Source organism: Gracilimonas sp. B-17 (assembly GCF_056857935.1).
Genome location: NZ_JBSXOA010000012.1, coordinates 850,475 through 874,189, shown reverse-complemented (window position 1 = coordinate 874,189; position 23,715 = coordinate 850,475). Strand labels below are relative to the sequence as shown.

The window sequence follows — 23,715 nt, the reverse complement described above, 5'->3', positions numbered from 1 at the left end:
CCCAACCATTAAAATCATGAAACACGCAATATTAATAACCATGGCCGTTGTTATCCTTTTCACGGGGTGCAGGCCAACAGCAAAAGTAACTCGTACAGATCCACAGGAAACAACGGACCTCTCAGGCCGATGGAATGAAACCGATGCCCGTATGGTATCTCAAGAAATGATAAGCGACGCCATGACCAAGCCATGGCTAAATCAGTACAGCAGAGAATACCAGAAGCAACCTGTTGTCATAGTCGGTAATGTCAGAAATGAAAGCATGGAACACATTGATACAGATGTGATCACAAAAGAGATCGAACGTGCTTTTGTCAATTCCGGCTCAGTTAGTATCGTAGCAAGCAGTGATGAGCGCAGAGAGATACGTCAGGAACGCATGGAGCAACAACAATATGCTTCCACTGAAACCATGAAGGCAATGGCACAGGAACTTGGCGCCGATTTCATTTTGATAGGTAATATCAGTTCAATTGTTGATGAAACACCTAGCGGGCGTACGGTTTCAGTTTTCTATACCGTAAACATGGAATTGATCAATGTTGAAACCAATCAAAAAGTGTGGATCGGTAACAAGAAGATCAAGAAAATTGTAGAACGCAGAAATTTCAGGGGTTAATTTCTCCTAAAACCATTAAAGGCTTTCTGTTTTACGGAAAGCCTTTTTATTTTGTGTGCATGATCTTAAAAAATCCAGCCTTATACACCGATCTTTATGAACTGACCATGGCACAGGGATATTTCCTCTCCGGTCGCCATGAACAAACCGCTACCTTTGATTACTTCTTTCGAAGTCTTCCCTTTGATGGAGGCTTTGTGATCTTTGCAGGTTTAAGTGATCTGCTCCAGATAATCAAAGATTTTAAATTCCATGAAGATGAAATTGATTACCTAAGATCTCAGGGTTTTAAGGAAGAATTTCTGACCTATCTCAAGGATTTTGAATTGAAGGTTACCATTCACTCAGTAAACGAAGGTGAGGTCGTATTTCCGAATGAACCTATTCTGAGAGTTGATGGCAATCTTGTTGAAACCCAGATCCTTGAAACCATTCTGTTGAATACACTTAACTTCTCATCCCTTATCGCAACCAAAGCGGCTCGTATCAAACAAGCAGCCGGTGAGAATCCTGTCGTAGATTTTGGTTTAAGACGGTCTCAGGGATTAGGTGGGCTACAAGCTTCAAAAGCGGCTATGATCGGTGGGTTCCAGGGAACCTCTAACGTTTTAGCCGGCATGCAAAACGACATCCCTGTTAACGGTACGATGGCTCACTCATGGATACAATCGTTTGAGGATGAACTGACAGCATTCAGAACCTATGCTCAGCATTACCCGGATTCATCCATTTTGCTTGTAGATACCTACAGTACGCTTAAATACGGTGTTCCCAATGCCATAAAAGTCGCAAAAGAGCTTGAGGAAAAAGGTCATAGATTGGTGGGCATCCGTCTTGATAGCGGTGACCTGGCTTACTTTGCCCGAAAAAGTCGCGAAATGCTGGATAAAGCGGGTCTGGAATATGTAAAGATCGCAGTGTCCAATCAGCTGGATGAATACCTTATAAAAAGTTTATTTGATCAGGGAGCACCAATTGACATGTTTGGTGTTGGCACCAAATTGGTTACTGCCTTCGATGACCCTGCCCTTGATGGGGTTTACAAGCTTAGTTCCATAAATGGACAACCGACTCTAAAGATCTCCGAGAATGAAGAGAAGATCACACTGCCGGATGCTAAGAAAGTTATAAGGTACTATAATCAGGACGGCAGTTTTCATAGTGATGGTATCGCCCTCGCCAATGAAAAAACTCCTGAAGTGATCTATCACCCTTATATCTCTCACCGATCGGCTAATGTTGGGCATTTAAAGTCCGAAGAATTACAGAAGAAAGTTGTAGAGAATGGTAAAGTGATCATTGAAAAACCAAGGCTGACAGAAAGTGCTGACTACGCAAAATCAAGACTTAAGAAACTAAACGACGAACACAAACGCTTTGATAATCCACACGTTTATAAGGTTGGTTTAAGTAACAACCTGCGCGAACTTAAAATTGAATTACTCAAAAAAGCATAGCTAAAACATGAAAGCACTTATTATAGTTGATGTTCAAAATGATTTTTGCCCGGGCGGCGCCCTGGCGGTACCTGATGGAGATGAGGTAATTGAACCTATCAACAAGTTAACAGATTCTTTCGATTGTATCGTACAAACCCAGGACTGGCACCCGGGTGACCATCTCTCCTTTGCGTCTAATCATGAGGGAAAATCACCTTATGATTCGATTGAAATGGAATATGGCACACAAGTCTTGTGGCCTGATCATTGTGTTCAGGGTACTGAAGGAGCAGAATTTCATACTGATCTAAGGAATAAACCTTCTCAGATCATCATTAGAAAAGGATTCCGCAGACAAATCGATTCATATTCAGCTTTCTTCGAAAATGATCAGTCCACAGTTACAGGTCTTCACGGTTATCTAAAGGCTCGTGGTGTGGATGCGTTATTTGTAGCAGGTCTTGCAACTGACTTTTGCGTAAAGTGGACAGCCCTGGATGGACGTAAACTTGGATATGAAGTGAACCTGATCACGGATGCCGTAAAGGGTATAGATATCGATGGTTCTGTAGAGACCGCAATGAAAGAAATGAAGGAAGCCGGTGTTAATATGGTCTCTTCTTCAGAGATCTAGATATTCCCTGAATCCATTTCATTTGGTGCAGAATGGTATTTTAGATGACCACTGGCATCAACTATAACCGAACTATAAATAGGCTGTTTATTCAGCGTTTCAATTTTATTTAAAATATACTTCTTCTTTCTTGGAGCTTTTTTATTCAAATAAATACGGTATACCTTTAGCCACGCATTAAGTTCATCCTCCTCATCCCCATTCCATACGGCAGTATAAAGTCTATCTACTTCGTCCCTATAGGTGGCATAAGTATACTTCTTTGCCAGCCAAGCCATAGCATAACTCAGCGGTAATGCCAGGATGAGGGCAACGAATTCATAAATTGCAAAGCTCGCCATACAGATCAATTTTATCTGATCCACATAACGAGCTTTTGTAACAAATAATTCGCTGAAAGGGACTTTAAGATCTTTAAAACCTGATCACGAATCCACTCCAGGCTGCTGCTGCTGAACTTCCTGAATTAGCGGAGTTTGCCACTGTTGACGCTCCAACAGTAAATTCAAGGAAGTCAAAATCCAGTCCGATTCCGGCTGAGTAGGCAACAGATGAATACCCCCCAAGTCTGGTACCAGCACGTATCGGTACAAACCCAAATAATCGATACTGAGCACCTAAGTTTAATACGCTTCTTCTGGAATTGACCCCTTCATTATTGAAACCAAATCCATAATCAAGAGCTACCAATAATTTGCCCATCTCAAGTGAAGCACCGAAATTGTACATAGCAGGTAAAGTATGCGTTATACCCTCGGTTTCTTCCGCATTGAAATTACCGTAGATATCTGTTTTAAGGCTGTCGCCCAGATTGTCAAAATAATCGTTAAAAGAATCCTCGTTTTGGGCTCCCTGATATGTAAACTCTCCTTCAGCAAAAATACGTGACGGGGTTTTCTTGTAACTGATGGATCCAAGATCGGTCACAGACATGGAGATTCTGAGTATTTTGTCCTTATTAACAAATAGTGGAATAGGCAGGTAGGATACATCCATTTCTAATGTAGCACCCAGATCGACACCAAAACCGGTGGCATCAACATCTCCCACGTCATCTCCCTCATAATCAACATAGTCTTCTATGTTTGCATCGCTGTCTTGATTATAGGCCGCTTCAAAAGCCTGAAGCTGCTGAGAAAGCTGACCGACCGTATTTACACTATAGCTGAAATCGTGATTTACAGTAAACGGCGACCCCTGCCCACCCCTGGTCATTTGAAAGGTTGACTGAAAATCTGCATCTGCAGCATATACACCATACAAATATTTCGGAGCTACTCCGGCATTAAGCTTTACATCCTTTGCAAACAGCAAATTCGGGATCTCAATGATCTTTCTGGCATAGCCAAATGAGATCTCTGCAAAAGCAACCGTACTTGATGTAAAATTCATTGGCGTTGGATCCGAAAATTTATCGGCATCAAGACCGTAAACAGCTAATTCTGCCAGTCCTTTGTTGACACTAAAGTCTTCGGTGAACCTAAACCGTGTTGCTAAACTGAAAGCCTGCTTTGATCGACGGTGTGATATTCCGATAGGAGAAACATTCACGGTTCCTGCCATTTGCCTGGTGTTGGCTGAACTTTCCCCAAACCAATCGCTAAGCATATTCTCCCTGGTATCTCCGGAAATCAATAAACCGGTTGTAAGGTAATCGTTATAAACCGACAAATTTGCCAATGTTCCGCCAGCTTTAACCCCTGTATTTGCGATACCTATCTGTGTTCTTCCTCTATGGGTATCCAGCATAAGGTTTGCAGGGTTCACGAAATTAGCATTGAACCCATCTATGTAGGCTGTACCTCCCCCACCCATACCGGTTGACTGAGCATTAAAATGGCGGGATTGTGAGTAGGTATTGACTGTCAATAATCCTGCAAATAGGATCACTAAAAGAGCTGATCTCTGAATTTTAGTCATATATCCTGAAGTCTTCATTAGTTTACCTCCGTTTCAATGCTAAGGTCTGCACTCACGGATAATGTGATCGCATCTGTTGTTCTGATCTTTACCTCGTTGCCTGATCCATCATTATCAGTGTCGGTGGTCAAAAGCCAGGCGGATACCTCCAGATATCGTGTTTGATAAAGTTGCTCCAGCTGATTCTCAGTAAGAATTATTTGCATGGTACTGCTGGATGGATTATCAGCGAATTGAGTACCCGGATCGATTCCCGATGCCATTAACAAGATCTCATCTCCTGATACCGGTATGCTGGTTATTGGATTATACAATGAATCCAAAAAGGTAACGGCAAGATCTACCTGCAGGGGAATACCATTGGTATAATCAATGATGATTCGACCTTCTGTCAGACGGCTGTCATCTCCTTTTTGAGGTGACGGGAGGTCACCCATATCCTGTTCTGTTGTGTCAGTGAACGTTGCAGCCTGCGTAGTTCTGAAGGCGAGCGGTATGTTCACATTTATTGTTGGGTCAAATTGAATTGGAGTGGTAACGGTGCCCTCCCCATTGTTTTCATTGACCACAGCCTTACCAATGAATCGGATCTCGTCCGGCAGGTTATTAAGAAAATCATCTACATTTGTTGAAGTTTCATCAAATGTAATGGATCCACTTCCGGTGTTAGAATCGATCTCAAACTTGATAAGCTCAGATTCATTTAATGCAGTACCGTTTACCATTAAACCAGACACAGGTGAAGTCACTTCAAATTCACTTCCTGCATTTCCGGTCAGGTATACTTCCTCTCCTTTTGAATTAATCCCCAAAAACGCTCCATAAATAGTGGCCCCAACAGATAAATTTGTAATGTAATCCACACTAATGGTCGGCTCTGTGAACTCCAGTCCATCAAGTTTACCAGAAAGATCTGAGAGTCCGTCGATCTCAGTCAGTTCAGCTTCTGTACTATTGAAGAGGTCAAGCTCATTAATACCATTATTTGGGTCATCATCACTTAATAAAACGGTCTTTGGTGTAATGATCCCAAAGGCCTCTGAGATCTGTAGATTATTGATCGAAACGGTGGCTGCAACATTATCGGTTTCTGATATTATGCGTGTTTCTGATCCACTTCCTGTTTGGGTATTCTCAGTTAAAGCCGAAATATTATACTCAACCTGATTTCCTTCCGCATATATTCGATATCCACTCAGGTTAATATTTCTGGCCGGAGCCGTTCCATTTCTCGTGATCTCAGTCACTCCACTATAACTAATAATAAGTGAATCTCCTGCTCCATAAGGAGCTGAACGAATGTCCGGAAAGGATATTGACATATTCTCTACTGTGATATCAATATAATTAACGATCTCAGAGATCTGCATATCACCTGATTGCAATTCAACATAATGACCTGAGGTTGTAAACTGGAATTCAGTGTTATCAAGATTAGTCACATCACTGCTCTCAAAGGTCTGTGCAGCTACAGCCGCCTCAACTTGTGAAGCAACAAGGTTATTACCTTCAAGACTTTCCACGATCAGGCTTCCGGGGTTATCCTGAGAAGTTTGGGCTGACCATGTTACGGACACATCTACATTCAGGTCTTGAAGCACATCACCGTTTGTAAAGGCAAAATGCCCGATCGTCGTACTGCCATGGGTCACATTGTTTAAAGTTGTTGAAGTAACGATCGTATTTCCTGATTTCAGGTCAATATCTGCTGCATCAATATCAAATCCGAGATCATTTGTGATCGTCAGTTCAACCGATCCACTTTTAATGACGGCGCTTACAAAATAGTCAGTATTTGACCCAACCTGAATATTAACCGGTGTTGGAGTTTGCCCGCCAGGTATAGGTGTTCCTGCTGGAAATAAAGCCGGATCTAGCCCGGTGATATCCTGAAAACTTGCCTCACCTAAATTACCACCTGCTCCCGATGAAAAACTTCCGACCTCGATCTCTCCTACTGAAGTTGAAAATGAAGTGGGTGTGAAATTGACCTCAGGAATGGCATCATTAAGATCGCCAAAATCAAAGTCTTCTTGTTTAGAAATAGTTATAAAGTTATCTCCATCAACAGAAAAGAGTGAGTCAAAATCTGAAGAGGTCGTATCAATAAATACATCTGAACCCTGCCCCATAAACTGGAATGTCTTATTATACATGACAGGAGCTTCGATTCGATGTGATGTTCTGAAATTTGGTTCATCGGGCATTTCACATCCTGATAACAACATTCCAAAAACCATCAAAAACGAAAAAATTATTTTACGCATAGTGGGGTTTTTACTGTTTGTGATTTACGATCCTGAAAAGATAGCATCTTTGATACTTACTTATCGGCTAAAAAGTAGTAAAGCATTAACGGAATTTACGTTAGGATGCTTTAAAAAATTCTATGTCTATAATTCTTAAACAGTAAATACTTCTGAATGTCAAACTAATTGATGCTAATACTCACAATTCTCAGCATAATTCGGTATTTTTGGTGCTTATCAAAAACCTGTAATAAAATTTAAAAATATTAGATGTCTGACCAGGAATTAAGTCTTTCTGAACAGGAAGAAATTCGCCGGGAAAAACTTGAACAATTAGAAGAAATGGGAGTGAATCCATATCCCTATTCTTTTGATGTGTCCCATACCTCAAAACAGATCTTAGCTAATGAGAAACTGATCCGGGATGAAGAAACCAATCCCAACACTGATTCTGTAAGTGTTGCCGGACGGATTATGACGCGACGTATCATGGGTAAGGCATCTTTCTTTAATCTTCAAGATTCTGAAGGTACTATCCAGGTATATATCCGTCGCGATGATGTGGGGGTTGAAGAATACAATACGGTATTCAAAAAACTGGCAGATATCGGGGACATAGTCGGGATCAAAGGATTCGTATTTAAAACCCGAACCGGTGAAACTACCATTCATGCCCAGGAATTTGAGTTTTTATCAAAGACCATCCATCCTATCCCAACCCCGAAAGAAGTTGAAAATGAGGATGGAGAGACCGTAATCCATGACGCTTTCACCGATAAAGAGCAGCGGTACCGCATGCGGTATGTTGACCTGATCGTAAATCCGGATGTGCGTAAAACTTTCCAGATGAGAACCCAGATGGTTCAGGCCATGCGTAATATCATGAATGATAAAGGTTACCTGGAAGTAGAAACCCCTATCCTTCAACCCATATATGGAGGTGCTGCAGCCAAACCGTTTGTGACGCATCACAACGCCCTGGATATGGATCTGTACCTTCGTATTGCTAACGAGCTTTATCTCAAAAGACTGATTGTAGGTGGGTTTGATGGAGTCTATGAATTCTCAAAGGATTTCAGAAATGAAGGTCTTTCAAGATTCCATAACCCTGAATTTACTCAGGTTGAGCTATATGTGGCTTATAAGGATTACAATTGGATGATGGAATTCACCGAGAATATGCTTGAGAAAGTAGCCCTCGAACTTCATGGTTCAACCAAGGTACAGGTGGGTGAGCATGAGATCGATTTCAAGGCTCCATGGCCACGAATTCCCCTATTTGAAGCCATTGAAAAAGAAACCGGTCATGATCTGTATGGCAAAGACCTGAATGAATTGAAAAAAGTCGCTAAAGAACTTCATATAGAGCTTGATGATTCATTCGGTGCCGGCAAGATCATTGACGAGATCTTTGGTGAATATGTGGAAGGCAAATTGATACAGCCGACCTTTATCACGGATTATCCGATCGAAATGAGTCCGCTTACAAAGAAACACCGCTCCAAGGAGGGTCTGGTAGAACGATTTGAAGCTATTTGTAACGGAAAAGAGATCGCTAATGCCTATACAGAGCTCAATGACCCTATCGATCAAAGAGAACGCCTCGAAGAACAAGCTAAACTGCGTGCAGGTGGCGACGAGGAAGCTATGACCATCGATGAGGACTTTATCCGTGCCCTGGAATACGGCATGCCTCCCACGGCAGGAATTGGTATCGGTATTGACAGGCTGGCTATGATCATGACCAACTCGGATTCTATACGTGACGTTCTCTTTTTCCCACAAATGAAACCGGAGTAGGAAATATTGGATTTTGAAAAAGGTATAGAGAATGTCGAAAACGGGATCATTTCATGAAATTTGAATGGTATCTCGCACTTAGATATTTCAAGGGATCCCGAAAAAGTTCGGGATTTCTTTCCTTTATCAAATATATGTCTATTGCCGGAATTGCCGTTGGAGCAGCAGGCCTTTTGATCGCATTGTCGATCGTTCATGGATTTAAATCCACGATCAATGGTAAGATCATGGAGTTTGCGCCTCACGTGACCATCAATTCTTTTGTTAATCGTCCTATCGAGCGTGTCGATACCTTATTGACTCACTTGGAGCGTTACCCTGAGATCACCTTCAAGCAATCCGTTATTCAGGGTCAGGTTATGATACAGACCCGTGATAATGTAACCGGAACCACCTTAAAAGGCGTAGATCAAGAGGTTCCAAATCATGGTGTCGCCAACTATCTGACTGAAGGAGAATATGATCTCAGTGAGGATGAATCCGGTTTTGCCGGTATCGTGATCGGAAGAGAACTGGCTGATGAACTTCAGGCAGATATTGGATCCGTAATTACAGTGTATACGATAGAAGGTATACCTTCTCTAATAAATTCACCCGAGATCAAACAATTCCGGCTTTCAGGTATCTATGAAACAGGTATAGATATGTTTGATGGGGTCTTTGCGCTGGTTGACAGGCAACATGCCCGTACCCTATTCAAATACTCTGACACACAAGCTGATGCGGTAGAGATCAGGGTTAATGAGGATACGGATATTGCAGTATTTAAAGAGACCCTTGGACAAACCATCATATTTCCCTTCTTCATAGAAACGATCTTTACGATCTTCGGAAATATATTTGCCTGGGTTGAGCTTCAGGAGAATATGATCCCGCTGGTGATCAGCGGAATGATCATTGTAGCTGCCTTCAACCTTATTGGTGCCATTCTGATGATGGTATTGGAAAGAACCCGTGATATCGGGATCCTAAAAACCATTGGCAGTAAATCTAAAGCAATCCGCAGGGTTTTCCTCATTGAGGGTTTATTGGTAGCAGGAGTTGGATTGATCATTGGGGTCTTCATATCTCTGCTATTCTATTACTTACAGATCAATTATCAGCTTATCCCACTTTCTCAGGAGAATTATTATATGAGTTATGCACCGGTGGAACCCCATTTTATCGACTTTGTGATCGTTACACTTGTCACCTTCCTATTATCCGGTATAGCCTCCTGGTTTCCTGCACGTGTAGCCTCCAATACCGACCCCGTAAAGGTTATTACTTTTGGGCGTTAAAGTTTATCAAAGCGCTATATTTTAAAAGGTGTTAGGTGATTTTTATTTCTGATCTTTCATTTCAGTCAACCGACATCCTCTTCAGTTTGCCCTTTCTGATCCTTTCTTAGTTTTTTGTTCTTAATGGGTTCGGCAAAACGAAGGATCAGAAAATTAACCAGGGATAATACCAGGGCTATCTCATACATGCGAAAAGCCACCGAGACACCGATCGCTCCGGTGTTCCAGATACTGGCCGCTGTGGCCGTTCCCATGATATTTCCCTTTGATTTCAGAATGGCCCCTCCCCCTATAAAACCCATTCCGGTAATGATACCATAGGTCACTCTAGCCACGGATCCATCTGCATCAAAGATGGATATCCCGATCAGCATATATCCACAGGATGCGATAGATACCAATGGAAATGTGCGTAATCCTGCAGAACGGGCTGTCCTTTCCCTGTTCCACGCAACGGGTAAAGCGAAAAGAAAGGCCACAAATAGCAGTGTCAGGTTGCTCAGAATTAGCTGAAGATCAAATTCCGATGTAAACCAATACGACAATTCATCTATTCCCATAATTCATTGACTTTTAACGTCCCCGGTTTTACGGATCCGGTTAGGTTTTCAATTAACCCTGGTTTGCCTGCCAAACGAAGGTTAGCATCTCCCGGCTAATATTATGTATCACAGACCTTTTGCACATGGCCTCTGGAAAATTACTATTTAAGTACTTTATGACTTCCATAATCTTATAAAAGACCTTTCTTTAATTCTTACATCCCCAAACAGAATGTGTACTCCTGGCTGCTTCTCTGCCAAAAGCCGGGGCTTCGAAATATAAGCTAGTCCCACTCTCCGGAATACTATTATCGGCAAATATATCCAGCTTACTGCATTCAGTATTATCTCGAAAGAGGGATTCCTGATCAAGTTTTTCAAGATAGGATGAGTAAATGTCAGCCCATGAATGAATATAGGTATCAACAACATCAAGGTCATAGATACCCACAGTTACCAGGGTTTGAAGCTCTTCACTCAGTCTTTTAAATGACTCTTTAGCTAAAGAGTCAGCTAAGGTTCCGGTTGTTATGGATGGGCGTTCCTCTAATTCTTGCAATGCCCGCGTATTCAGATAAGATAAGTGAAGATCCCGGGGTGAAGCAACCAAATATCTGCTTTTACCGGTAAGCTCCGAGGCCATCAGCGGATTTCCATTATTGCATGTAGAAAGTACTACCAGGTCAAACATAGCCTCGAATAAGGTTATATCCTCAGTAAAGATGCGGGTATTGAACAGTTGTTTCGGCTGAGAATTGTGGTAGGTAAAAGAAGCTTGTGATGGTATTTCATGTCCAAAATATAAAAACATTTTTCGCCCCTGTTCTGAGGCCATGCCTTTATATATTTCAGCTTCAGCTTCAAAACCTCCACCCTTCGGTGAATAGGCCCCTTTTCCTGTCAGCTTACCTCCCCTAAAGTGATACCACACCCGATCTTTCTTCGGGAATAAGAATAATCTCTTGTGTTCCGGTTTTTGATGAAAGATAAAAACTTCCCCATTGGCTGAAGCTTTCCCTCTTGCAATGGCTTCATCGATCATCCGTTCATCCGCCCGATACCTTTCACCGTTTTCGTGGTAAGTATAATTGGCATCCCCATGTACCATGAAAACCAGGGTGTAGTCTGCCTCAGGTATAAGTTGTCGCGTTGTTTTATCCACTGTTGAACAAGCGGCCAACACGAATAATAAGATAAATGAAAGGATTTTATTCATGTCTCAAACATAAAAAAAGCGTGGGACTAACCACGCTTTTCGCTTAAAATAACGGTGGATCAGAGCAATAATAATATGATAATGATCAATAAGGCAGTCGTTACGCTAATTGTTACAGCATCTGCCTGCTCTATTTCCTGTTGAATAAAATTAGCATAGTTGTTCAACTGATTATTGGGAACTTTGCTAAAGCCATTGATACCGTTTAGTTCATCTTTACGGTTATTCAACTTTTCTTTGAACTTTGCCAAGCCCTTTTTATCTGTTTCTGAAACCGATCCTCTTTCACTGACCCGGTCGATGGCGGTTATCATCTCGCCAAGCGATTCATCCAATATAATTCTTTTTTGGATCGGGTCTTTAGTTTCTTCCACTTCATTTACTATCGTATTCACGTGTTTTTTTAATCTCTCATGACCATCCGTAAGCTGAGCTTTCAATGGATTCACTAACCCAATTAAACCAATAACAGTCAAGGATAACACTAATTTTTTCATGTCCGTATGTTTTAGTTTGTATTTATTATTCGTAGTTATAAAAACGTATTGTGTTCCATTTTAATTCAGAAATCATCATTTAACGGTATTTTTGGAGGGTTTTCTCTATATAACAATATTCTCTATGCCCTTCAATAAACCACTTTCTACTATTTTGAAGACAATCAGTCTTTCGAAAGTTGTGATCTGTAGAGCCAAATGATAAAGGTACCTACCCACCCCATCATTCGGCTCAGTCTGAATAGGAAAAACACTTTGATTACAAAACGAGCCGGGTGATGGAAAGCACTACAGCATTTTGTTTTACCAAAGTCCATCCGTTGTGACCTTAAGCCACCATCCATCACCCCGTCCTCTCCTTTGCAGAATGATCATTTGGTTAAGACCGGACGAAAAGATGGTTTCGGAGGTTCTTCCGTTCTTCGAAATATAATTTCTAGCATCTCTTAAGTCTTACAGCGAGCCTTACAATTATAATCCGTTATCCCAAACCTATCGAGCGCTGACTTAAGAGTCTTTGCTGAGCAAGTCTCTGATTTGCATACTGGCAGCCAGGTATTAAATAGAATAGAGTACGTTGCCCATATTGGAAGTCGGAGACTTCCTGAGCAACTACTTTCCAGTCTCCGCTACGCTCAAGACTGAAAAGATAATTTGAGGGGATTGAAGCTGAGAACCTCCGAGCGTCCAGCGGTCCTCGGAGCGTTCGGTGTTGGCCTCAGTCCCGTAACGCTTGAAGGAGCTTCGCACGCTTCAAGGTTACTCTTTAGCACGAAATACATCTGACGGACCACCCGTCTGATGGATGGCTTAAGGCTGTATTACTCGAATTCAACGATCCGTCAGACCGAGACAAGTTAGAATAACTAAACACTCAACACTAAAAACTCAAAACTACCCTAGTCCAACCCGCTTAAAGATCACATCCACATTTCGGGTGTGGTGATCGAGGTCGAAGGCTTCGTCGATCTCATCCTGTGTCAGGGCTTCGGTAACAGTTTCATCAGATTCTACAATGGGTTTGAAAAGGATTTGTTCTTCCCACGACTTCATGGCCAGCGGCTGAACGGTATCGTAAGCCTGCTCACGAGGCATGCCCTTGTCGATGAGCTTGTGGAGGAGGCGTTGGGAGAAGACCAGTCCCTGGGTCTTCCAGATGTTGGCTTCCATATTGTCTTCAAACACCACGAGGTTTTCGATCACCCCGGCAAAGCGGTTCAGCATATAATCCAATAACGTGGTGGCATCGGGCAGGATGATCCGTTCGGCTGAGGAGTGTGAGATATCGCGTTCATGCCAAAGCGGAATGTTCTCATAGGCGGTGACCATATACCCTCGTAACACCCGGGCGCAACCGGAGATATTTTCCGAACTGACGGGATTACGTTTATGCGGCATGGATGAGGATCCCTTCTGCCCTTTGCGGAAGGCCTCCTCGGCTTCCCTCAGTTCACTGCGCTGCAGGTGGCGTACTTCCACAGCCATCTTCTCCATGGTGGAGCCGATCAGTGCCAGTGTAGAGAGGTAATAGGCATGACGATCGCGCTGGAGGGTCTGGGTGGATATGGGCGCCGGACTCAGTCCTAATTTCTCGCAGGTATATTCTTCCACTTCCGGCGGGATGTTGGCAAAGGTGCCTACCGATCCGGACAGCTTACCGAACTCCACATCAGCGGCGGCTTGTTTGAATCGCTCCAGGTTACGGTTCATTTCCGCATACCAGAGCGCACATTTCAATCCAAAAGTGGTTGGCTCGGCGTGAATACCATGGGTGCGCCCCATCATGATGGTGTACTTATGAGCCCTGGCTTTTTCAGCGAGTACATCCACAATACGTTCAAGTCCTTCAAGCAGGATGGCATTGGCTTTCTTGAGCCGCACGCCCCAGGCGGTATCCACCACATCGGTGGAGGTAAGTCCATAGTGCACCCATTTCTTTTCATCGCCCAGCGTTTCGGAAACGGCTCTTGTAAAAGCCACCACATCATGGCGGGTCTTGGCTTCGATCTCCTTGATCCGATCTACATCAAAACCCGCATTTTCGTAGAGCTTATCCACGTCATCCATCGGGATCTTACCGAGTTTGGCCCAGGCCCAGCAGGCGGCGAGTTCTACGTCCAGCCAGGCTTGAAATTGAGCTTCGTCGGTCCACAGGTCGGACATTTCTTTGCGGGAATATCGGGAGATCATGTAATCTTACTTTGGATGATTAAAAGTTCGGCCCAAAGATAGGATTTTAAATGAACAGATTAAGCCCGTATTTGCGGTTCTTTCACCCTTTTACTGAACCGGTAATTTAAGAACGGTTCCCGCCTGTATGGTTTGATCCATTTCCACCTGGTTGATGATGGCTATATCAATGGCCTGAATATCCATCGGCAATTCGTTAGGTAAAAATGAACTGAATGGAGCGGTTCTTGAAACAGTCACAAGATCCAGCCTGACCGGTTCAATATCCAAAATGCTGTCATCGAAAAGTTGATCAAAACCGTTTTCAACATTGACAAAATCAGCACGGTAGGTATCAAACTGGGCACTGGTAGTATAACTCAGGAATCGATATACATTTCCGCCATAACTCAGAGCCGATAGCTTCAACTTAAGTTCAGTACCATCCTGAGCCTGTGCTGTTGCGATGCCCTGATAACCGTTCAGTGAATTGGTAGAAAATGACTGCTGTTCAAGCACGGTGATACCTTCCTGCGCCAAAAAGGTTCGCACAGACGATTCCGGGGTTTCATTTTGATTATCGATGGTAAACTGAATGATGGCATCCTGAGCCTCATTCACCATGACCACAGCCGAGGTTTGATTGATCAGCTGAAAGCCATTGGGAACCGGAAACTGGAATTGCAGATCCGGGTGATAGAACATGCCATCTCTTTCAAATCCCTCTCTGGGGTTATTCCCAAAGACAATACCTTCGATCATATTGAGGTATTCCTGCTTGTCTATGATCGTCTGTTCATATCCTTTTTCAGCCCATTCCCGTGCAAGTTCAGGAATACGGTCTTCCCTTTCACCGGGATCCGGGTGGCTGGATAACAAGGTTGGGATCCCTCCACCTTGTGTTTCAGAAATTCTCTTTAATGAGGTAAAGAAATCAGCCCCTTCAGCTGCCTCATATTGTTTCATGGCTGCATACTCAACTCCCAACGCATCGGATTCGCGTTCGTCGTCACGTCCATACTTCAAAAACATGAGTTGGGCTGTTTGACTGCTGAGCTGTAGAATGCTTTGTCCGTCATATCCGAGAGATTCACCAAGCACCGCTCCACCGATCACGGCAAGCTGACCAAATTGCTGCTGCATGGCTCGCTGAGAGGCGTGCCGTGCCGCTACGTGGCCGATCTCATGACCCAATACCACCGCCAGCTGAGCTTCATTGTTCAAATGGCCAAGCAGTCCACGAGTCACATAAATAAAGCCACCGGGCAAGGCAAAGGCATTCACAACAGGACTGTTGAGCACCCTGAAAGTAAATTCTGTGTTTTTGAATTTTTCAGGGGTATCCGCTCTTCTCATATGGCTGACTTCCACCAGGGCCTGTCCCAGCTGAGATACATAATCGGAAAGCTCTTCATTCTCATACAATCCGTACTGGGCAATGATCTCAGAATCAGCTTCCTTACCGATCTGAACCTCTTGTTCCCAACTGTACCCATAAGCCCTTTTATTTCCCGAGATAGGATTTTGCTCAAGCGTAACACATCCTCCTAAACCAACGGATACTATTAGTATGAGCGTGAGTAACTTCTTTTTGATCTTCATGGTATTCCGTGTATTAAAATTTTAACGGTCTAGTTCTCAATTGACAGACTATATAAAATAAGTGTATGCAGCCTTATTACACAATATTTACTTCGGGGGTCAAAGCGACTCCAAACTTCTCATGCACAGACTTTCTGATCTTTTCGGCCAGTGCAATGATCTCAGCCCCGGTAGCTTTTCCGTAATTCACGATCACCAAAGCCTGCATCTTATGTACTCCGGCATCGCCGATTCGTTCCCCTTTCCATCCACACTGATCGATCAGCCAGGCAGCAGGGATCTTGACTCCCTCTTTATCGGGATAGTTAGGAATGTCCGGGTAATCGGATCTCAAACGTTCAAATTCGGACTCCGGGATAACCGGGTTCTTGAAGAAACTACCGGTATTGCCGATCTCGGCCGGGTCCGGCAACTTACTCTGCCTGATCTCAATAACGGCATCACTGATGTCTTTGATGGATGGATCACCAATTCCTTTTTCCTCCAGTTTTTCAGAGAGAGCCCGGTAAGCCGTGTTTAGCCTGGGTTCTTTACTCAGCTTCAGGGTAACAGATGTGATCACATACTGCCCCTTCAGGTCATTTTTGAATACACTGTCCCGATAACCAAATTTGCAGTCCTTATGATCAAAGGTCTTGAGTACTCCGGTATCCAGGTTAACCGCTTCAAGTGAATCGAACACCTGTACCAGTTCCACGCCATAGGCACCAATATTCTGTATGGGAGCAGCTCCCATTGAACCGGGTATCAGGGACAGGTTCTCTATACCTCCCCAACCATTTTCGATAGCTCCTAATACTACCTGATGCCAGTTCTCTCCGCTCCCAAGCTTCCATAAGACGTGCTCATCAGTTTCCTCGAGCACCTCTCTGCCTTTGATATCCAGGTGAATAATGAGGCCTTCAAAATCGTTGGCAAACAGGATATTACTGCCTCCGCCAAGCATCAGTTTGGGCAACAGTTTATAGTCCGGCTTCAATAATAACTGTCTGAGTTCATTTGCTGAAGTCACGGAAGCAAAGTACCGGCTTTTGGCACTAACCCCCATCGTATTATATTCAGTGAGATCGAAATGTTCTTTTACCTCAGGTGCGTCGGACATATAATTATTCAGCGGGTGTATTTACTTCTTCCGGGTTTTCTAACTTAACTCTTACCTTTTTGATCCGGTTGTTTTTAACGGAATGAACCGTGAGTTCCATGTTCTTGAACTTGATGCGCTCACCAACCATAGGCAGGCTTTCGGTCAGGTGATAGATCAGTCCACCCAGTGTTTCATATTCATCGTCATCGGTCGTGATCTCAAGATCCAGGATCTCTTCCATATCATCCAGATCGATCTTTGCATCAAAGATATAGATGCCGCTTTTGAAACGCGTATATAATTTGACCTCTTCTCCTGAATCATCCGTGATATCACCCACGATCTCTTCCAGGATGTCATCCATGGTTACAATCCCCTCGGTTCCTCCATACTCATCAACCACAATGGCAATGTGGGTCTTTTCCTGCTGAAAATCCCTTAACAGGTCATCCAGCTTCTTGGTGGCCGGTATAAAGAGTGCTTTTCGGGAAATAGTCTTCCAGTTCAGTATAGGCTCCTCTTCTTCGGCATTCAGGTAGGGAAGAACGTCTTTTGCATAGAGAACACCCTGAATATTATCAAGGTCATTATCAATAAGGGGCATTCGGGATAAGCCATTTTCCCTGATCTTAGCCAGTACTTCCTGAAGAGTCTCATTCAGTGATACCGATACGATATTCACACGGGAGGTCATGATCTCCCTTACCATGATATCCCCAAATCCGATCACATTTTCTATGATCTCCCGTTCATCCTCATGAATAGATCCCTCCTGTTCACTTACCTCTGCCATGGTTCTGATGTCTTCAGAGGTCATCTTACTGGCGGGTTTTGGAAGATAACGTTCCAGACTGATGGTACTGTCCGCGATCAGCTTGGCGAAGGGCTTCAGTAAAATAAAAATGGTATAAATAAACGCACTGTTCGTACGTGATACCTTCAGTGGGTTATTGATGGCAATGATCTTGGGGGTGATCTCACTCAGGATCAGGATCATAAAGGTCAGAACCAGAACTTCTGCCGTGAATACCACCACTTCCGATAATCCATACGCTTCAACAATATCTCCGGTGATAACTGCAGCAAGTACGGATGCCACAATATTTGCAAAGGTATTTCCAATAAGTATGGTAGCCAGCAAACGCCTTGGCTTGTCAAGCATTCTGAATATGCGGCGGTCTGCTTTGTTTCCACCGTTGGTATCCAGTTCTTCCATTCGGTTGGCCAGTGAGAAAAGAGCCACTTCTGATCCCGAAAAGATGGCGGACAATGCAAGACCGATAAATAAAAAGAGAAGCTGAATTCCAAGTACCATCGGATCTATACCCGGTATTGCCATATCAACGGGCAGGTTAAGAACGGAATCCTGAACCAAACTAAATGGGTCTTCTTGTAAATCCAATGAATAAGTTTCGTTAATTAATGTTTCTGGTGATGGCGCACTGCAAAATATAAAACTTTATGCATACGGTAGCTACAAATAAAAAAGCGGCATAGAGAGGGCTCCATACCGCTTTAATTAGGTTATCTGATGGATTGTCTAGAATGGAAGATCATCATCCATATCGTCGAAATTACTATCCAGTTCAACGTTACTGTTCATCGGTTTTCCGCCACCTTGATTCTGATTCTGGTTTTGCGGACGGTTTCCACCTTGTGGAGCTCCGCCACCATCACCTCTGCTATCCAGCATAACCATACGCAGAGCTTTGATCTCAGTGGTATAGCGTTTCTGACCATCCTTGTCTTCCCACTGGCGGGTTTGGATCGGTCCTTCAATATATACTTTTGAACCCTTGGTCAGGTACTGCTGACAGATCTCTGCAGTTCTGCCCCAGGCAACCACGCGGTGCCATTCCGTATTTTCCTGATATTCTCCATTACTGTCTTTATATCTCTCACTCGTGGCAATATTCAATGTAGCCACGGCTGTGTTCGATTGTGTATAACGTACTTCCGGGTCCTGACCCAGATTCCCTATTATCATTGCTTTGTTAAGTGAACTCATGTCGTATCCTGTTTTTTTGTTATTTGTTTGCAATGTAAGAGTTAGTTCAGAGGAATTCCTTACAAAAATTTTTAAAAAAACAGTCAATCATTAAGTCATACTTAATGATTAGAATTGAGTTTTCTTATTCATTTCAGCCTCATCTGCATGTCGTTGTATCAAAAAAACTTCCAAAGGTTTGGGGAACCATTTGTTCTAAACCGCCTATATGCGTTAGAAAACATTATTGTAACAATTGGGCTCTAATACCTCTCTTGTAGGCAATAACAAGCGGTAAGAATTTATCCGGAACCTATGATCAACAATAATATGAAAGAGGAACTTAGTAGTTCTGTAACCATTGCCAGCAATCAGGCAAGTCTGGCTGGTTTAGAATCCTACAATGGTTCATGGGGTAAGATCCAGGCAGCACATTTGATTAGACGTACACACCTTGGTTTAAAGATCAACCACCTGAACTATGCGCGCAGTTTCAGTAATGCAACGGATGCAGTAAATGCTATTGTAGACAATGCGGTTTCGACTCCCCTTCCGGATGACCCGCAATGGTATACAAGTGGCAACTCAGGAGATGTAAATGATGTCTATGACATTCAGTTTAGATGGATGGATGAAATGTACAATGGCGGCCTTCTGGAAAGAATGACCTTATTCTGGAGTAATCATTTCGCAGTTTCATACAGTAATATGAACGAGCTTACGGTTAAGGCAAGCAACAGCTATGCCAGTCATATGTATAAGTACTGGAAACTTCTTTACGGTTCCGGGTTTGGAAATTTTAAAGACCTCGTAACGGCAGTGAGTAAAAACTCAGCCATGCTATACTATCTGAATAACTACAATAATGTGGTTGGCCAACCCAATGAAGATTTTGCCCGGGAACTCATGGAATTGTTCACTTTGGGGCCAAAAGATAAAACCGGAAGTGATAATTACACTGAAAACGATGTTGCTGAAGTAGCCAGGGCAGTTACGGGTTGGAGAGTCAACAATGACACATTAAGTGGTTATTTTGATGAGAGCCGACATGACAGTACTGCTAAAACGATATTTGGCACTACCTCCAATTATGATCTTGATGGGGTTATCGATCTTATTTTTTCCAACAAAGAACAGGAAGTCGCCTATTTCCTTTCAAAAAAATTATATGTCTTTTTTGTCTCTGCCACCCCAAACGAAACAGTGATATCAGAACTGGCTGATTATTGTGTGACCCAGAATTTTGATATAGCTGCTGTGTTAAAAAAATTACTGAGCAGTGCTCACTTTTATGAAACTCAGTTCATGGGTTGCAGGATCAAAAGCCCTACTGAAGTCTTCATGTCTTACCTGAGAGAACTTGAGATCACACCAACCTCTCAGCTTAAGGAATATATTCGATTGCGTATGCAGGAACTGAATGAAGAGTTACTCAGGCCTGAAACCGTATTTGGCTGGGCCGGTTACAATCCCCCTTATTCAGACGGCACCCCGGGGCATTTTTCATGGCTAAATACCAATCTATTACCCTCGAGATGGGATAATTTGACCGATATCATATATGGGTATAATGATTCCGGTAACAGATATGACCCCATTAGAATAGCAGAAAAGATCTCAGACCCCTCAAATCCCTTCACACTGGCTGAGGATCTGGCCCAACACCTGTTGTCTCCCCCACTAAATACGGTAGGTATACGTGAAGTAGAGGAAGACTTTGCCGGTGATCCAAGTTTTCATCCAAGCAATAACGTCTCAGGGTACTCCAATTTTCCCGAATACAAGATCAACCTGACGAAGATCCTGCTTGGCACCATACCCTGGTATGAATTCTATGCAGATACAGATCAGGACGGTAATTTGTATTACCAGGAGGTGTTTGCTGAAAATATCAGACTGTATATATCCTATCTGCAACAACTACCGGCATATCAGCTAATTTAAACTTTAATGACCGCCTCAGCCTTATGTGCAATAGCAAAAAACATAAAAATCCGGATCTATCTCATGACCGAAAGGGTGCAAGCCTTGAGGACAAAGAAGCCCACTCTCATGATCATGAATGCTGGAGTCGGCGAAGTTTCCTAAGTACACTTGGCTTTGGAGCCATTGGCTCGTCAATGATGCTTGGGGGGATGCCTGTGAGTACCTTTGCACGTTCGAAATTCTTTAATCGTCTTTCGCGAGCAGATAATGATCGCATTTTGGTGATGATCCAACTTAGTGGAGGAAATGACGGACTTAATACCATCATCCCCGTTGAAAACGACATCTATTATCAAAAAAGGCCAACCATTGGGATTAGAAAACAAAATTCCATTCTGCTAAGTGATGAGATCGGCATGCATCCGGCCATGGCAAATCTTGAGCCACTTTGGGGTGATGGGAATATGGCCGTGATCAACAATGTAGGTTATGCAGACACCAATCGATCACATGCCCGTGCCACAGATATCTGGACCACCGGGAGCGGCAGTAATAATGTCGAAAACTCAGGGTGGGCAGGTCGTTTTTTGGTTGAGGACAACCCAGATTTCATAATGAATCCACCCGAATTCCCGCTTGGCGTTCGAATTGGAGGATCGGCCACCGTATTTCAAAGTGAGTTCGGCAACCTTGGCGTCACCTTTGGCGGAGCGAATCAGTTTACCACATTTCTCGAACAAGGTGGGTTTTATAACGAAAATAACGTACCCCAAAACGAATTTGGTAACTCGCTCTCGTTCGCGCGTAAAATTGCGAACTCTTCATTCAGATACCTTGAATCTATCCAAACGGCTGCCGACAATGCCACCAACCTGGTAACTTATCCCAATTCATCTTTGTCACGCAGCCTGGCTGTGGTAGCACGGTTGATAAGGGGTGGATTGAATACCAAACTATTTCTGGTCTCTAAAGGTGGTTTTGACACTCACAACAATCAGGGGGGAACTGAAGGAGGGCATGCAAATCTACTGTCTGATATTGCCGATTCGGTTCAAGCATTCTACTCTGACCTCGAGTCTGATAATCTTGATAACCGTGCTCTCACTATGACATTTTCAGAGTTTGGTCGCACGCTGGATGAAAATTCATCCAACGGTACGGATCACGGTTCTTCTGCACCAGTTATGGTCTTTGGTCCGGTGAACGGTGGGCTATATGGAAATCATTCTGATCTGACTAATCTCGATAGATCAGGAGATCCCGTATTCAGTACCGATTATCGTTCTGTCTATACTTCCATTCTGGAAGACTGGTTTGGTTTGGATGGAACGGAAACCGGAGCCGTCATAGGTAGCGGCTATCAAAACCTTGGGTTTGTAGATGGTTTGGCTACCAGCAATGACATATCACAGCGGCCACCAAGGTCTTTTAAATTGGAACAAAATTATCCAAATCCGTTCAACCCTACTACCACGATATCCTTTTCACTGGCTCAGGCCGCCGATGTCAAACTCAGTATCTATGATATGAAGGGAAGTCTGGTTAAAACGCTGATCGATGAGCGACGATCATCCGGTGATTACAGCATTCGGTTCGACGCATCAAATCTTTCTAGCGGGATCTATTTCTACAAATTGAATACACCCGATGGGGTTCAAACTAAAAAAATGACTTTAATAAAATGACCTACTCACATAAACAACGACTCAAACCCAAGCTGCTATCACTTTTGCTGATCGCATTATTTGGGATCGTACTTTTAACAGGGTGTGATATAGTAGATTCCGCTCTTGGCAGAGATGATGATGACAATAATAATGAAATGATCCATCCTGTACTCCTTAATGGCAGCTGGGGATATATATCAACCTCCGGAAATATTGTTATGGACCCACAATTCGACCTTGCCAGGGATGAATCCGGGAAAATGGCAGCCGTACGTGAAGGCACATTGTGGGGTTATATTCAAACCTCCCCCCCCAAACTTTCTATAGAACCTCAATTTACCAGTGCCGGTGATTTTTTCGATGGACTTGCCCCTGTACAGTTACCCGGACAACTATATGGTTTTATAGATGAGTCAGGTAATTTTGTGATCGAAGCTCAGTATGATTTTGCCCAACCGATCTCAGAAGGCAAAGCGGCAGTAAGAATAGATGGACTCTGGGGATTTATTAATTCAGATGGAAATACCATTGTGGAACCAAAATATAGTGATGCCAGACCTTTTTCGGACGGACTTGCAGCTGTGGAGACCTTTGATGGCTGGGTTTATATAGATGAGTCAGGCAATGAAATTATAAACCCTACTTTTCAGATCTCAAGTGCCGGAGAATTTGTTGACGGCCTGGCTCCAATTGAAACAAGTGACGGATGGGGCTTCATCAATAAGTCCGGGAGTCCTGTAATTACCCCCTCTTTTCAGGACGCAGGTCGCTTCTCTCAGGGATTGGCCTGGTACAGGGATGGTGACTACGTAGGTTTTATTGATAAAAATGGCGAGATCTACATTGAGCCGCAGTTCAATGAAGTGAAGTCATTTTCAGAAAATATGGCTGCTGTTCAGATGGGAAATGATTGGTTCTACATAAATAAGAACAGCAAACTGCTATCGATAGCTGAACCACACGAAGAGGCAGATAGTTTTAAAAATGGTATTGCAAGGGTACGTATTGGCAACGATGATGATATCCGATATGGCTATATCAATACTAAAGGTGAATACATTTGGTACCCAACTCAATAATT

Annotated in this window: 19 protein-coding genes; 8 read left to right on the top strand and 11 right to left on the bottom strand. The window is 43.3% G+C overall.

What is annotated here, in order from left to right; translation table 11 throughout:
- Window positions 1-16 precede the first annotated feature (16 nt).
- From lpoB to pncA, 3 genes are read left to right on the top strand one after another with little or no spacing between them, the layout of a single operon-like run.
- Window positions 17-622, top strand: coding sequence for a penicillin-binding protein activator LpoB (lpoB, locus tag AC13FX_RS12195; RefSeq protein WP_482880994.1), 606 nt, complete (start codon window positions 17-19; stop codon window positions 620-622).
- A 59-nt stretch (window positions 623-681) separates the two neighbouring features.
- The gene (locus tag AC13FX_RS12190; RefSeq protein WP_482880993.1) at window positions 682-2,079 is read left to right on the top strand and encodes a nicotinate phosphoribosyltransferase; all 1,398 of its coding nucleotides are present in this window, start codon (window positions 682-684) and stop codon (window positions 2,077-2,079) included.
- A 7-nt stretch (window positions 2,080-2,086) separates the two neighbouring features.
- Window positions 2,087-2,695 (top strand): bifunctional nicotinamidase/pyrazinamidase, encoded by a 609-nt coding sequence (gene pncA, locus AC13FX_RS12185; RefSeq protein ID WP_482880991.1) that lies wholly within the window; start codon window positions 2,087-2,089, stop codon window positions 2,693-2,695.
- Here the strand turns inward: pncA and AC13FX_RS12180 are convergent.
- The 3 genes from AC13FX_RS12180 to AC13FX_RS12170 are packed head-to-tail and all read right to left on the bottom strand — an operon-like array spanning window position 2,692 to window position 6,882.
- On the bottom strand, window positions 2,692-3,060 hold the full coding sequence (locus AC13FX_RS12180) for a hypothetical protein (protein ID WP_482880990.1): 369 nt from the start codon (window positions 3,058-3,060) through the stop codon (window positions 2,692-2,694). The genes pncA and AC13FX_RS12180 overlap by 4 nt on opposite strands.
- 49 nt (window positions 3,061-3,109) lie before the next feature.
- Window positions 3,110-4,615: a DUF5723 family protein gene (locus tag AC13FX_RS12175; protein ID WP_482880988.1), complete on the bottom strand. Its 1,506-nt coding sequence runs from the start codon at window positions 4,613-4,615 to the stop codon at window positions 3,110-3,112.
- Between the two features lie 17 nt (window positions 4,616-4,632).
- The gene (locus tag AC13FX_RS12170; RefSeq protein ID WP_482880986.1) at window positions 4,633-6,882 is read right to left on the bottom strand and encodes a hypothetical protein; all 2,250 of its coding nucleotides are present in this window, start codon (window positions 6,880-6,882) and stop codon (window positions 4,633-4,635) included.
- A gap of 252 nt (window positions 6,883-7,134) precedes the next feature.
- Here AC13FX_RS12170 and lysS point away from each other — a divergent pair, with 252 nt between their 5' ends.
- Window positions 7,135-8,664 (top strand): lysine--tRNA ligase, encoded by a 1,530-nt coding sequence (gene lysS / locus AC13FX_RS12165; RefSeq protein ID WP_482880985.1) that lies wholly within the window; start codon window positions 7,135-7,137, stop codon window positions 8,662-8,664.
- Between the two features lie 53 nt (window positions 8,665-8,717).
- Window positions 8,718-9,944 carry an FtsX-like permease family protein gene (locus AC13FX_RS12160; protein WP_482880984.1) on the top strand — a complete coding sequence of 409 codons (1,227 nt, stop codon included), beginning with the start codon at window positions 8,718-8,720 and terminating at the stop codon, window positions 9,942-9,944.
- Window positions 9,945-10,009: 65 nt separating this feature from the next.
- Here AC13FX_RS12160 and AC13FX_RS12155 read toward each other — a convergent pair whose 3' ends face one another.
- The 8 genes from AC13FX_RS12155 to AC13FX_RS12120 all read right to left on the bottom strand — a co-directional run bounded on the left by AC13FX_RS12155 (window position 10,010) and on the right by AC13FX_RS12120 (window position 19,062).
- Entirely contained in the window at window positions 10,010-10,504 is a 495-nt protein-coding gene (locus AC13FX_RS12155) for an MgtC/SapB family protein (protein WP_482880983.1), read from the bottom strand.
- Between the two features lie 190 nt (window positions 10,505-10,694).
- Complete coding sequence (locus tag AC13FX_RS12150) at window positions 10,695-11,702, bottom strand: hypothetical protein (RefSeq protein ID WP_482880982.1); 1,008 nt, start codon at window positions 11,700-11,702, stop codon at window positions 10,695-10,697.
- A gap of 59 nt (window positions 11,703-11,761) precedes the next feature.
- A complete protein-coding gene (locus AC13FX_RS12145; RefSeq protein WP_482880980.1) occupies window positions 11,762-12,199 on the bottom strand; it encodes a hypothetical protein in 438 nt (145 codons plus the stop codon).
- An 894-nt stretch (window positions 12,200-13,093) separates the two neighbouring features.
- A complete protein-coding gene (purB, locus tag AC13FX_RS12140; RefSeq protein ID WP_482880979.1) occupies window positions 13,094-14,389 on the bottom strand; it encodes an adenylosuccinate lyase in 1,296 nt (431 codons plus the stop codon).
- A gap of 90 nt (window positions 14,390-14,479) precedes the next feature.
- Window positions 14,480-15,970 carry a M48 family metalloprotease gene (locus AC13FX_RS12135; RefSeq protein WP_482880978.1) on the bottom strand — a complete coding sequence of 497 codons (1,491 nt, stop codon included), beginning with the start codon at window positions 15,968-15,970 and terminating at the stop codon, window positions 14,480-14,482.
- A 76-nt stretch (window positions 15,971-16,046) separates the two neighbouring features.
- Window positions 16,047-17,072 carry a UDP-N-acetylmuramate dehydrogenase gene (gene murB, locus AC13FX_RS12130; RefSeq protein WP_482880977.1) on the bottom strand — a complete coding sequence of 342 codons (1,026 nt, stop codon included), beginning with the start codon at window positions 17,070-17,072 and terminating at the stop codon, window positions 16,047-16,049.
- A 4-nt stretch (window positions 17,073-17,076) separates the two neighbouring features.
- Window positions 17,077-18,456 (bottom strand): hemolysin family protein, encoded by a 1,380-nt coding sequence (locus AC13FX_RS12125; protein WP_482880976.1) that lies wholly within the window; start codon window positions 18,454-18,456, stop codon window positions 17,077-17,079.
- Window positions 18,457-18,594: 138 nt separating this feature from the next.
- Window positions 18,595-19,062 carry a single-stranded DNA-binding protein gene (locus AC13FX_RS12120; RefSeq protein ID WP_482880974.1) on the bottom strand — a complete coding sequence of 156 codons (468 nt, stop codon included), beginning with the start codon at window positions 19,060-19,062 and terminating at the stop codon, window positions 18,595-18,597.
- Between the two features lie 294 nt (window positions 19,063-19,356).
- Here AC13FX_RS12120 and AC13FX_RS12115 point away from each other — a divergent pair, with 294 nt between their 5' ends.
- The 3 genes from AC13FX_RS12115 to AC13FX_RS12105 are packed head-to-tail and all read left to right on the top strand — an operon-like array spanning window position 19,357 to window position 23,713.
- Window positions 19,357-20,985 (top strand): DUF1800 domain-containing protein, encoded by a 1,629-nt coding sequence (locus tag AC13FX_RS12115; RefSeq protein ID WP_482880971.1) that lies wholly within the window; start codon window positions 19,357-19,359, stop codon window positions 20,983-20,985.
- 23 nt (window positions 20,986-21,008) lie between these two features.
- On the top strand, window positions 21,009-22,652 hold the full coding sequence (locus AC13FX_RS12110; RefSeq protein ID WP_482880970.1) for a DUF1501 domain-containing protein: 1,644 nt from the start codon (window positions 21,009-21,011) through the stop codon (window positions 22,650-22,652).
- Window positions 22,649-23,713, top strand: coding sequence for a WG repeat-containing protein (locus tag AC13FX_RS12105; protein ID WP_482880969.1), 1,065 nt, complete (start codon window positions 22,649-22,651; stop codon window positions 23,711-23,713). The genes AC13FX_RS12110 and AC13FX_RS12105 overlap by 4 nt, the downstream gene beginning before the upstream one ends.
- Window positions 23,714-23,715 lie beyond the last annotated feature (2 nt).

Bases quoted from the DNA above. Each gene is read 5' to 3' on its own strand.
- AC13FX_RS12105 (WP_482880969.1), top strand. From the start codon at position 22,649: ATGACCTACTCACATAAACAACGACTCAAACCCAAGCTGCTATCACTT.
- AC13FX_RS12160 (WP_482880984.1), top strand. From the start codon at position 8,718: ATGAAATTTGAATGGTATCTCGCACTTAGATATTTCAAGGGATCCCGA.
- AC13FX_RS12155 (WP_482880983.1), bottom strand. From the start codon at position 10,504: ATGGGAATAGATGAATTGTCGTATTGGTTTACATCGGAATTTGATCTT.
- AC13FX_RS12110 (WP_482880970.1), top strand. From the start codon at position 21,009: ATGTGCAATAGCAAAAAACATAAAAATCCGGATCTATCTCATGACCGA.
- lysS (WP_482880985.1), top strand. From the start codon at position 7,135: ATGTCTGACCAGGAATTAAGTCTTTCTGAACAGGAAGAAATTCGCCGG.
- murB (WP_482880977.1), bottom strand. From the start codon at position 17,072: ATGTCCGACGCACCTGAGGTAAAAGAACATTTCGATCTCACTGAATAT.
- lpoB (WP_482880994.1), top strand. From the start codon at position 17: ATGAAACACGCAATATTAATAACCATGGCCGTTGTTATCCTTTTCACG.
- purB (WP_482880979.1), bottom strand. From the start codon at position 14,389: ATGATCTCCCGATATTCCCGCAAAGAAATGTCCGACCTGTGGACCGAC.
- AC13FX_RS12190 (WP_482880993.1), top strand. From the start codon at position 682: ATGATCTTAAAAAATCCAGCCTTATACACCGATCTTTATGAACTGACC.
- AC13FX_RS12120 (WP_482880974.1), bottom strand. From the start codon at position 19,062: ATGAGTTCACTTAACAAAGCAATGATAATAGGGAATCTGGGTCAGGAC.
- AC13FX_RS12170 (WP_482880986.1), bottom strand. From the start codon at position 6,882: ATGCGTAAAATAATTTTTTCGTTTTTGATGGTTTTTGGAATGTTGTTA.
- AC13FX_RS12135 (WP_482880978.1), bottom strand. From the start codon at position 15,970: ATGAAGATCAAAAAGAAGTTACTCACGCTCATACTAATAGTATCCGTT.
- AC13FX_RS12150 (WP_482880982.1), bottom strand. From the start codon at position 11,702: ATGAATAAAATCCTTTCATTTATCTTATTATTCGTGTTGGCCGCTTGT.
- AC13FX_RS12175 (WP_482880988.1), bottom strand. From the start codon at position 4,615: ATGACTAAAATTCAGAGATCAGCTCTTTTAGTGATCCTATTTGCAGGA.
- pncA (WP_482880991.1), top strand. From the start codon at position 2,087: ATGAAAGCACTTATTATAGTTGATGTTCAAAATGATTTTTGCCCGGGC.
- AC13FX_RS12115 (WP_482880971.1), top strand. From the start codon at position 19,357: ATGATCAACAATAATATGAAAGAGGAACTTAGTAGTTCTGTAACCATT.
- AC13FX_RS12145 (WP_482880980.1), bottom strand. From the start codon at position 12,199: ATGAAAAAATTAGTGTTATCCTTGACTGTTATTGGTTTAATTGGGTTA.